7 protein-coding genes are annotated in these 11,452 nt (G+C 66.3%); 2 read left to right on the top strand and 5 right to left on the bottom strand.

Translation table 11 applies throughout. The annotated features are described in order from the left end of the window. Positions 1–4: 4 nt before the first annotated feature. Both ACIBW7_RS05405 and ACIBW7_RS05400 read right to left on the bottom strand, forming a co-directional pair. Positions 5–163: a hypothetical protein gene (locus ACIBW7_RS05405; RefSeq protein WP_397044406.1), complete on the bottom strand. Its 159-nt coding sequence runs from the start codon at positions 161–163 to the stop codon at positions 5–7. Positions 164–203: 40 nt separating this feature from the next. Then, the gene (locus tag ACIBW7_RS05400) at positions 204–410 is read right to left on the bottom strand and encodes a hypothetical protein (protein WP_397044404.1); all 207 of its coding nucleotides are present in this window, start codon (positions 408–410) and stop codon (positions 204–206) included. Between the two features lie 225 nt (positions 411–635). Here ACIBW7_RS05400 and ACIBW7_RS05395 point away from each other — a divergent pair, with 225 nt between their 5' ends. Beyond that, positions 636–2,801: an acyltransferase family protein gene (locus ACIBW7_RS05395; protein WP_397044402.1), complete on the top strand. Its 2,166-nt coding sequence runs from the start codon at positions 636–638 to the stop codon at positions 2,799–2,801. Between the two features lie 21 nt (positions 2,802–2,822). Here the strand turns inward: ACIBW7_RS05395 and ACIBW7_RS05390 are convergent, their stop codons facing one another. Continuing rightward, positions 2,823–3,725 carry a class I SAM-dependent methyltransferase gene (locus tag ACIBW7_RS05390; protein ID WP_397044401.1) on the bottom strand — a complete coding sequence of 301 codons (903 nt, stop codon included), beginning with the start codon at positions 3,723–3,725 and terminating at the stop codon, positions 2,823–2,825. A 47-nt stretch (positions 3,726–3,772) separates the two neighbouring features. After that, entirely contained in the window at positions 3,773–6,028 is a 2,256-nt protein-coding gene (locus tag ACIBW7_RS05385; protein ID WP_397044400.1) for a serine/threonine-protein kinase, read from the bottom strand. Positions 6,029–6,366: 338 nt separating this feature from the next. On the opposite strand from ACIBW7_RS05385, the gene ACIBW7_RS05380 reads away from it, so the two are divergent. Further along, on the top strand, positions 6,367–9,642 hold the full coding sequence (locus ACIBW7_RS05380) for a protein kinase (RefSeq protein WP_397045720.1): 3,276 nt from the start codon (positions 6,367–6,369) through the stop codon (positions 9,640–9,642). A 57-nt stretch (positions 9,643–9,699) separates the two neighbouring features. On the opposite strand, the gene ACIBW7_RS05375 is transcribed toward ACIBW7_RS05380, so the two are convergent. Further along, positions 9,700–11,124 carry a CHAD domain-containing protein gene (locus ACIBW7_RS05375; RefSeq protein WP_397044398.1) on the bottom strand — a complete coding sequence of 475 codons (1,425 nt, stop codon included), beginning with the start codon at positions 11,122–11,124 and terminating at the stop codon, positions 9,700–9,702. Positions 11,125–11,452: the final 328 nt, after the last annotated feature.

Here is an 11,452-nt window from a genome sequence, read left to right as displayed (position 1 = left end):
TCACTCAGAGCGCTGCGAGAGCCAGTGCGGCGACCCACAGCTCTCGATCGATCGGATCGTCCGGCACACCGTGATCGGCCGACCGGAATGTTTCCACGACGTCGGCGCCGGGGTGCTCCCGGGACGCCGACCAGAGATTGCCCCGCGCGTCGGCGGTCCGCACAACAGCCGCTTCCGCGTGGAATCCGAACCCCCACAGCGTCTTACGGGGCGCCCGCGAGAAGCGTCGCCAGATCCTGGAACGGCGGATCAGCAGACGTCGGCAGCGTGAGAAGGCCGATCTGATCCGGACCCGCCAGGGTGAGGCCGAAAAAGAGGGGAGTCGAGTCCGACGGCTCGTCGGCTCCGAGCAAGGTGGCGGTCACGGTTCGGATCAACTCGTCGGATGGGTAGAGAATCGTTCGCGACATAGCTGCCTTCCGCCTTCCCAGGATGGACCGCGCTTGCCCCACGTGGTAGTCGGCCTCGATCGTGGGCGGGACCACAGTAGCGTCGGATTCGACCGCGCGCTCGGCGCACAGTGCAATCCCGATACCGAACTCGATCTGCCTGTGGTGCCGAACGTTCGAGGTCGGGCGCCTGGCGCGCGGTGAGTTGCCGTGACTTAGCCAGCGAGACCGATAACAATGCCGCCCATGACGGTGGCGGCGAGCGGCGGATTGATAAATCGGCGGATTGATCAGACGCCCGATGCGACGCCGCGCGGTTCATTTCGGGCCGACATCGAGGGGTTACGAGCAGTCGCCGTACTGGCCGTTGTGCTTTTTCATGCGAACACGCCCGGGCTCGTGGGCGGATTCGTCGGGGTCGATGTCTTTTTCGTCATTTCCGGCTTCCTCGTCACCGGAATCCTTTGGCGGGAAACGGCTTCCGCCGATACCGTCGGGCTGCTCCGGTTCTACGGCGCGCGTGCCCGCCGCCTGCTGCCCGCGGCGGGTGTCGTGGTGGTCGCCACCGCGATCGGCGCGGCGGTACTGCTGCCGCCGCTGCAGGCTCGTCAAGTCCTCGGCGATGGGATCGCCAGCGCCTTGTACGCCGGGAATTATCGGCTCGCGCTGCACGGCACCGACTACCTTGCCGGCGACACGCTTCCGTCGCCGTTTCAGCACTTCTGGTCGCTCGGTGTGGAAGAGCAGTTCTATTTGTTGTGGCCCGCACTGATCGCCGGCACGGCCTGGTTCGCGCGGCGGCGCGGGATCGGATCGGCCGCCGTGTTTCCGTACCTGGTCGTCCTTGCGGTTGTCACCGCGCTCTCCTTTACGATCGCGCTGACCTGGACCCGCACGCTGCCACCGTGGGCGTTCTTCTCGCTGCCGGCGCGGGCCTGGGAGCTGGGCGCCGGCGGCATGATCGCGCTCTCGGCCGGTGCGTGGTCCCGGTTGCCGAAATCGGTCGCCGCCCCGGCCGGATGGATCGGTCTGACCCTGATCGTTGCCGCGTGTACCCAGCTGAACGGGAAGACACCGTATCCGGGGACTGCGGCCCTGCTGCCCGCTCTCGGTACCGCACTGGTGATCGTATCGGGTTGTGTGGAAACAGGATTCGGGGTTGGTCGCGGACTGGCATTGCCGGTAATGCGGGCGATCGGCCGCGTGTCGTACTCCTGGTATCTGTGGCACTGGCCGGTATTACTGCTGGCGCCGTGCGTGCTCGGTCACCAACTCGGCCGGGGTGGCTCGATGGGGGCGGTCATGATGGCAGGCGGACTCGCCATGCTCACGTTGTGGCTGGTCGAGAATCCGGTTCGCTTCGCCGCCCCGTTGCGAGGGTCGGCGGCACGCAGCCTGGCCTGTGGTGGCGCGATTACCGCGGTCGCCGGTGGTGTGGCACTGATGCTGCTCGTGCTCACTCCCGTCCCGGTCGGCCGCGGCGCAGCCGCCGCGGCTCTCACGCTCGCCACGCCGGCCGCACCGGCCACTCCCAGCGCGGACGCGCGCGACGCAGCGGTCCGGCAGCTGACCGCACAGACGCAGGCCGCAGTCGCTGCCGCGGCTGGAATCCGTGCTGTCCCTTCGAATCTCACCCCGTCGCTGGCCGACGCGCCCAGCGACAAGGCGGGCGTGTTCGTCGACGGCTGCGTGCGATCGTGGCGTGACGTGGGACAAGCCGAGTGCGCCTCCGGCGATCCGGACTCGGCCACGACAGTGGCCCTGGTCGGCGATTCACACGCCGCGATGTGGCATCCGGCGTTCGAGTCGATCGCCGCGGAGCGGCACTGGCGGCTGGAAACCATGGCCAAGGTCACCTGTCCGTTGCTCGGCTTGCCCATCACCAGCCCTTATCTGGGCCGGGAGTACACCGAATGCGAGCAGTGGCGCGGCCAGATCCTGACCAGGTTGCAGACCGAACGCCCCCGGCTGATCGTGGTGAGCATGTCCCGGCGCTACGGCGCCGACTTCGGCTTCGTCTCTTATGACCAGGCCTGGATCGAGAGCCTGAACCGCCTGGTCGGCCAGCTGCGAGCGACCGGAGCGGCGGTCCTCGTTCTCGGGTCGATCCCCGATCCGCACACCACCGTGCCTGCGTGCCTGTCCGAACATATCGACAATGCCGCGGCATGCACGCCGACGCGGCCGGAAGCGGTCGACGACGCGGGTACGGCGGCTGAGCAGGCGGCAGCTACCATCGGCGGCGGCCAGTACGCCGATCTGACCTCACTGTTCTGTACCGCCGCCAGCTGCCCCCTCATCATCGGTGACAACCTGGTGTACCGCGACGACAACCATCTCACCGTCAGTTACGCCAGAACACTCGGACCGGTCATCGCCGCACTGGCTGACCGTGCGCTCGCCAACGGCTGAGCCGGCCACGCAGGTCCGCGTTCACCGGTGCTTCTCGGCCGATACATAGGACGCCTGCCGCAGCCGGTCGAGCAGCTCGGCGGGCAGGTCGGAGGGCAAGTCGGTGATCGGGTGGCCGTAGGTGGCGGCCAGGTCGATGGGGGTGACGCGGTGGACCGACCAGTCGTGCTGAGACAGCCAATCCCCGGGATCGGCGCGGGTGTCGTCGTACCACAGGTCGTGCACGTTCAAGTTGCCGAACGGGTTGGGGCCGAAGAACTTTTCCTCCATGTCGAAGTGGCGCTGGTCCATGCCGCGGCCGAAGTCGTCGGCGGCCACGCAGCTGCCGGGTACGGACAGGGCGTCGATGCGTTCGAACAATGCGTCGTGTGCCGAACCCGGCAGGAACGGCAACAGTCCCTCGGCCGACCACGCCGACGGCCGCCCCGGATCGAAACCCGCAGTAGTCAGCGCGGCCGGCCAGTCGTCGCGCAGATCGACCGCCAGCGCGCGCCGATCGGCCGTGGCCACGGCACCGTGCTCGGCGAGCACCCGGTTCTTGAACTCCAGCACATCGGGCTGATCGATCTCGAAGACGACTGTGCCCGCGGGCCAATCCAGCCGATAGGCCCGCGCATCCAGACCGGATGCCAGGATCACCGCCTGCCGCAGACCCTGCTGCCACGCCGCGGCGAAGAATTCGTCGAAGAACCTTGTCCGAACCCCCATGAACCGCCCGAACAATCCGGCCGAACCCGCCGACGCCGGCTCGTGCAGTTTCTGCAGAAAGTGCGGTTCACCCGCCGCCTCGACGAACCACGCTGCATAGACGTCGTTGATCATCGGCTCGGGATCGAGCGTCTCGAGTGCGCGAAACGTGGCGACGCCCAGGGCGGTCAGACCCACGCTCGTCACGATGTCCCAGCTGTCTCCGTCCGTTCGCATAAATATCACCCCATGGTGTCAGCGATCAATGGCAGGTCGTTCAGCGGTCAGGTGCGGGTACGGTAATGCGGGTTCACGATGCGCTCGAGGGCCGCCAGATCCGATTGCAGGGCGTAGAAGGTGCGTAGCGCGACAGCGAAAGCGACAAGCCCACCGATACACAGGGCTACTATCGAGCCGATCACCGTGTGCTGCTGATGCGGAGTCAGGAATATCAGCCCCAACGACACGCCGATCAGTGGAACCGATGCTGCCACACCGAGATACACGCGGCTGCGCCGGATCAGCCGATGCAGCCTGGGCGCGTCGTCGGGGGAGATGTGACCGGCGGCGACCAAACCTGGGTAGTACCAGCGCAAGACGAAAAAGGTGGCCGGAAAGTACGTGTACACGACCGCCACTGCGGCCGCGACGAGGCTCGAGGCAATCAGATTCGCCAGCAGCCCGGCCGGTATCGGCCCCAGCGACAGCAGCTTCACCGCGAAGATACCCATGGCCAGAACCCATCCGATAAGCGCGACTGCCGCGATCCGGTCGCCGCAGGCCAGGGTGTCGGCGCGGGCCCGGGCGAGAGTGGCCGCGTCGAATTGCTTGCCCCGGCGCAGGCCGTCGGGCACCAGAAAGACGTTGCGGCACCAGTACAGCAAGCCGGCGATGGCGATCGGATAGGAGATCGCGATCACCACGTACCCGAGATGGGTCAGCCGCCCGGCAGCCTCGGATCCCAGTTGGAGTTGGATCAGCCGGACGTTGTGCGCCGACAGGTACAGCCCCGCCGCGACCTGGCCGAACATGCTTGCCGGAATCACCACCGGGATCGGCCGCATGCGCAGCCGTGCCCGCAGGCTGTGTGCGGGCGGGTCGACCAGGTCACGGGCGGCCCGGTCCTGGCTCAATTCCAGCTGCTGGGCCAGTTCGGCGCCGCTGGGGTAGCGGTCTGCGGGGTCGGGGGCAAGGCAGGTGAGTAGTGCGTGACGCAGTAGAGCCGGGCAGTCCGGGGGCAGGTCGGCCTCCAGGTTCGCATCGACGAGCCGGCGGCGTCGATCGATCATCGCCTGCAACGATTGCTCCGATTCGCCTGCTCCGAACCCGTCGTCGAACGGTCGCCGTCCGGTGAGTAGTTCCCACAGGACCACAGCCAGCGAGTAGAGGTCGCTGCGCGTATCGAGATCGGCGGCAGTGGTGGCCAGGGTGGGGTGGCAGGCCTCGAGTTGTTCGGGGGACATGTAGGCCAGGGAGCCGCCGAAGTAGGCGACGGGGTTCGCACCGGGCAGGTGGCAGCTGAAGCTGATGTTGAAGTCGGCCAGTTTGGGCTGGCCGTCGGCGGTCAGCAGCACATTTGCGGGTTTGATATCGCGGTGCAGCACACCGTGGTGATTGGCGTACTCGAGCGCGGTGGCGAGCCGGCCGCCCAACCAGGCGACGGTTTCCGGCCAGGTGAGCTGTTCCAGTTCCGCGCGCGCGGGCGAGAGCTGCGGCTCGAGCACACCGCCACTCGTGGTGGCGGCGTCGATGGCCTGCAGTAGCAGCTTGCCGCTGCGTCGGACCGGTGGGGTGCTGCGCAGCTGCCGCAGCACGCCGAGCAGGGTGCCGCCGGGAATGTACTGCATGTACATCAGCTTCAGATGCTGTTCGGCGAGCTGACGCTGATCGAAGACGCGGACGATGTAGTCGTGGTCGAGCTGGGCCAGCGTCTGCGGTTCGGTGCCGCGGTCGCGGGAGATCTTCACAGCCACCAGCCGGCTCATCGATCGCTGCCGAGCCAGGAATACGCGTGCGAAGGCGCCGCGGCCCAGCGGCAGCAGCAGATCGAAATCGTCGATGGAGGCGCCTATACCGATGGACTCGAGGGCATCGAGCGCCCGGGGGTCGGCCAGCAGCGTGCTGCGCAGGCCGCCGACATCGAAAGTCTCGGTAATGCGGGCCATTTGGGTCGGATAGTCGTGCTCGTACTCGGTGAGGTCGACGTCGTCGCGGCAGCTGCGGGCACTGATCTCCTCGTAGATGAGATCCGGCGGCAACGGGGCAGTGCCCAGTTCGGGGAACTGTTCGCGATAGTCGGCGAGGCGCAGTGCATCGTCGCTGCGCTGCCACCTTTCGTGCAGATCCACTTTGATCAGCTCGATCAACGTGGTCCGCCGCAGCGCGGGCTCGACGGGCAGATGCGCCGACAGATCGGGCGGTTCGCTCGATGCCTTCCAGTCCCCGGCGAACTGGGCAACCAGAGTCGTCAACGCGGTCTGCGTTGCCGTCGCGCGGGCGACACCGGCGCCGGGTGTGCTCGCTCCGAGGTTCTGATCCATCGTCGCTCGCTTCGAAGTGGTCGAGCCCGGCCGCCGCACCGAGGGGTATCGGATCCCCTCCGGCGAGTAGCTGGCACTTCACTAACAGCCTTTCGCCCTTGTGCCCATTTGTCCACCCCCCGACCTCGTTTGGTGAACGGGCCTCGGCTGCCCCGAATCTCGCGACCGCCGACGGTCGACCGGCCGATATTCGAACCGTCGCTCCCCGCGAAGGCCGGGAACCGCGATGCGAACCGGCGGACCGTCCACCTTTGTTGGCGATACGCTGGGCAATGTCGGAAGGGTGAGCAGATGGTGCCCGGTTTCGGTGCACATGCCGAGTGGATCGCACGCCGCTGATGGTCGACGATGATCCGCCGCAGACCCAACGTGACGTGAGCATGCCCGTCGCGGTGGAGTTGAGTGCGTCCGGGTTCGAGGATGCCGAAGAGATCGGCCGCGGTGGTTTCGGTGTGGTGTATCGCTGTACGCAGGTGGAGTTGGATCGCACGGTTGCGGTGAAGGTGCTGACCGATGAGCTGGACGAGGACAATCGGGAGCGGTTCTTCCGCGAGCAGCAGGCGATGGGCCGGCTGACCGGGCATCCGAACATCGTGACGGTGCTGCAGGTGGGTGTCACCGCGGGCGGCCATCCCTATCTGGTGATGCCGTATCACCCGTTGGATTCGCTGGACGCGTGGGTTCGTCGGCAGGGCCCCTTGCCGGTGGAGACGGTGTTGTGGTTCGGGGTGAAGATCGCTGGTGCGCTCGAGAGCGCGCATCGGCTCGGCATCGTGCATCGGGATGTGAAGCCGGGAAATATTCTGCTGACCGATTACGGTGAGCCGGCGTTGACCGATTTCGGCATCGCGCGCATGTCCGGCGGGTTCCAGACGGCGACGGGCATCTTGACCGGGTCCCCGGCGTTCACCGCTCCGGAGGTGCTCGGTGGCGAGGCCGCGACTGCGGCCGCGGATGTCTATGGGCTGGGTGCGACTTTGTTTTGTGCGTTGACCGGGCATGCGGCCTTCGAGCGTCGTAGTGGTGAGCAGGTCGTGGCCCAGTTCTTGCGGATCACCAGTCAGCCGGTGCCGGACCTGCGTGCGGGTGGCATTTCCGATGACGTGGCGTCGCTGGTGGAGTCGGCGATGAACCGGGATCCGCAGCAGCGGCCGTCGGCGACCGGGGTAGGCGAGGCCATCCGGCAGGTACAGCGGCGTCACGGATATCAGGTGGGCGAGATGGCGCTGCGGACACCGGAGGGCGGGCCGCGCGAGCATACGCCGCCGTCGCAGGCATGGGCTGCGCCGCAGCCAACGGAGGGGCGCGGCAGTACCGGTGAGCTGCCGCTGGAGTTGACCAGTTTCGTCGACCGTCGCGCCGAGACGGCGGAGATCAAGAACCTGCTGTCGGTGTCGCGGTTGGTGACGTTGGCCGGGATCGGTGGTGTCGGCAAGACCCGGTTGGCGTTGCGGGCGGCGTCGAACGCGCGACGCGATTTCCCCGATGGGGTGTGGGCGATCGAGTTGGGCGACGTGCGCGACCCGTCACTGCTGATCGGCGTCGTGGCGTCCACCCTGGGCCTACGCGATGATTCGGCCCGACCGATGCAGGACGTGCTGGTCGAGTTCCTGTGTTCCCGGGAAACGTTGCTCGTTGTGGACAATGGCGAGCAGGTGGTGGAGGCGTTGGCGGAGCTGGTCGAAACATTGTTGCTGGCGTGTCCGAGCCTGCGGATTCTGGTCACCAGCCGCGAGCCGCTCGACATCGCAGGGGAAGCGGTGCTGCGGGTGCCGCCGCTGACTGTTCCGGGCACCGACGGCGAGCCGACGCTGCGGGGATTGCCCAAATACGATGCGTTGACGTTGTTCGCCGAACGCGCCGCGGTGGTCGTGCCGGGCTTCGAAGTCACCGACGACAACAGGGCCGCGGTGGCCGGTATCTGTTCGCGGCTGGACGGGTTGCCGCTGGCGATCGAACTCGCCGCGGCGCGGATGCGCGCCATGTCGCCCGAGCAGATCCTGGCGCGGCTCACCGACCGGTACGCGCTGTTGACCCGCGGCAGCCGCACCGCGCCGAAGCGGCAACAGACGCTGCGCTGGTGTATCGACTGGAGCTACCAGCTGTGCACGCCGGTCGAGCAGCGGTTGTGGGCCAGATTGTCGGTATTCGCCGGCGGCTTCGAACTCGACGCCGCCGAAGGGGTGTGCGGTGCGGACCTGGAGCGGGAGAGTCTATTGGATGCGTTGTCCTCCCTGGTGGACAAGTCGATTGTGAACCGGGAAACGCTGGGCGAGGTCGTGCGTTTCCGGATGCTCGAGACGATGCGCGAATACGGGCGGGAGCAGCTGCAAGAGACCAGCGAATATCAGGATCTGCGTCGACGGCACCGCGACTGGTACGAGCGGCTGGCGCTGGATGCCGAGGCCGGCTGGATCAGCGATCGGCAGCCCTACTGGGTGACCCGGCTCGAACGCGAGCAACCCAACCTTCTGGATGCGCTCGAATTCTGCCGGTCAGAGGACAGTGCGGAGTCGGCCGAGGCCGGTCTACGCACCGCGGCCGTGTTGGCTACTGTGTTCTGGGGCTTTCGGGGGCTGTGTGGGGAGGCCAGACGCTGGCTCGGCCGCGCCCTTGCCAACCCTGCCGCGCAGTCGATACCCGCCCGCGTCAGGGCGCTTCATGACAGCGTCAACATGGCCTCGATGCAGCGGGACCTTCAGTCCGCAGCTGTCTTCCTCGACGAAGCGCGCGCACTGACCGAACAGGATCCCACTCCGCTGAACCAGGCGCTGATTGCCAAGGCCGAGGGCACGTTGGCGCTGTATCGAAACGAACCTGCTCATGCGATCTCCTGCTTCGAGCGTGCGGTCGAAGTATTCAGCTCGAACCCGCGGGGACACCTCCATGTCGCTTCGTTGGTATTGCTCGGTTGGGCACATGCTCTGCAGGGCGATAAACGGCGGGCGATCGAATATCACGAGCAAATTCTTTCCATCACCGAAGCGGGCGGCGAATCGCTGTTTCGCTCGGCCGCCCTGGGGGCGAAGGGCATTGCCGTATTGCAGCAAGGCGAGCGGTCGGACGCACACCAGTTGCTGCAGGAATCGCTGCGAGTCAGCCGGTCCGCGCGCACCCCCCTCGTCACGGCCATCGATCTCGAGGGGCTGGCCTGGATAGCCGCCGATCGCGATGGTGAGCGCGCCGCCGTTCTGATGGGCGCCGTGGAAAATCTGTTGCGGTCCGCCTCCAGTTTTTCGATCTATTTCCCGGAGCTATCCCGATCTCACGACGAATGCGAGCGCACGGCGCGTCGCGCGCTCGGTGACCGCGGATTCGATGCGGCGTTCCGGCGCGGTCAGGTCATGGGAATGAACGCCGCGGTGGCCTACGCACTGGGGGAGCCGACAACTGCCAGCCCGCGAGCTTCGGAACTGACATTGACCAAACGCGAACAGCAGGTTGCAGACCTTGTGGCCCAAGGACTCACCAATAGGCAGATCGCCGCGAAACTGGTGATCTCGCAACGCACCGCGGACGGGCACGTCGAGCACATCCTGAGCAAGCTCGGATTCACCTCCCGCGCACAGATCGCGGCCTGGATCGTGGACCAAGCCCAGCAAGAGACTTCGTGACCAAATAGTCCAGCTGATCCGGCGCGCGAGTCGCGCCCAGACAACTCCAGCCGCTTGCTAACTTCTTGCGATTTTGGCGGCCTTACGCCGGGCGTCGTCTGCGGCGTGCATTTCGTTTGCGTACAGCAGGCCGAAGGTGAAGCCGTTCTCGCCCGCTGCTGTGCCTGCGGCCGTTGCGGTGCGCCACAGGAATTGTGAAGATACGATTCCGTCGTTGTAGTCGCCGAGTACGGTTTGAATCTTCTTGTAGTACTTGATGTTCGGCTTCGCTCGCGTATGTTTCCCCGCGGGCTCGAGTAGTTCGGCGGCGTAGCGGGCTCGTTTGGCGGCCTTGCGGGCACGATGCAATGACGCCTGCCGTTGATCGTGTAGGGCGGTCGCGAGCCGGTGATCGGCTTTGCGCGCGGCTTTACGAGCCCGCTGCACGAGTTCACGTCTGCGAAGTCGCCTGTCGAACGGCGGGTGCGATTGCCAGGCATGCAGGGTCGCGAGCAACTCCAGGTAGCGAGTCGAGTCCATGGCCTCGGTGAGTGCATTGCGGCTGGGCACCTGTCGAGCCAGAATCGTCGCGTCGATGCGCGCGGCGACCGGGCCGAGGACGAGTTCGGACGGCAGTTTGTGCACCTGGTCGGCCAGACGGCGATGTTGGACGTGGCAGTCGCGCACATCGCCGAGTAACCCTGCATACCACTTCAATTCGTCTTCGACAGCACCGATGGCGGAGCGGTCGAACAGCTTTTTGAACACGCGCAGGGTGCTGCGCAGGCGTCGCGTCGCGACGCGGGTGTCGTGGATCGGTTCCTGGCCGCGGCGCAAAGCGACGTCACCGGCGAAGATCATGTCGATCTGCGCGGTCATGTATTCATAGATGGCGCGTTCCGCCGCAGTGTCCGTGACCGGCCTGGGCTGCGCGGGCAGCACGTGCGACAGCTTGGAGGGAAACTCCGACCTGCGTGCGCCCGCCTCGGCGAGACTGTCCACCAGCGCCTCGGGTACAGCGTCGATCCGCGGGCCGAGTTCGACCTCGATCTCGTGCCAGGCGACGGAACTTCCGTCAGCCGGTGTCGTATCGACGATGTCGTCGTCGACTTCGAGTATCAATTCGCCGTCCGGCCCGAGTACGCGGTGGCGATTCCGCAGCGTGTGAATCGTGGTGACCGCGTGCAGTGGTTTGCCGAGCGCCGCGCCGGTGACTACCTCGACGAACTCGGGCGGCAGTCCCTCCGAGAGCGGGGCATGTAATTCGGTGCGACCGTTCGGCTGGGGAACTTTCAACTGCCAACCGGATTCGTCGGCACCTTCCCGGCGGCGCAGGGTGAGATTGTGAGCGAGCAGATCTCGCTCTGGGGTATCGAAATAGGTACTGGTCAATTCGACCGACGTCTTTTCGATACGACTGTCGGAGACGAGGTTGTCCAATGCCGGAAGAGAAAAGACCCCGTCGACCTCCCATTTGCTTTCACGTTCCAGTACTTCCTCCATAAATTGGGCGTTCCCGGCCCACCGCAGCTGAAACAGGCGGCGTCGCCTTCATCGAGATCGATCTCGTGGCGTATCCGGCCGCGCTTGCCGCGGCGCCAGATCGTGGATGACGATCTCGATCGTGCGGCGCACGTCGGGTTCGGTGAGTGTCGCCTTCTGCTCGTGCCGCTCGTAGACCGTTACCGGTTGCGATCACGAAGTCGATCACGGCCTCGGCCGGCGCCGCCCTTGTACCGAATGCCTGGTAGCCACTCTCCGCTGACCCGCCCGCCCGTTCGGCGACCGCGGCCACTGTCGTCGCCCGAAACCGTCGCGTTCGGAGAACTCC

Source organism: Nocardia sp. NPDC049526, assembly GCF_044465765.1.
Classification (GTDB): domain Bacteria; phylum Actinomycetota; class Actinomycetes; order Mycobacteriales; family Mycobacteriaceae; genus Nocardia.
This window is presented reverse-complemented; position numbering and strand designations above follow the sequence as displayed.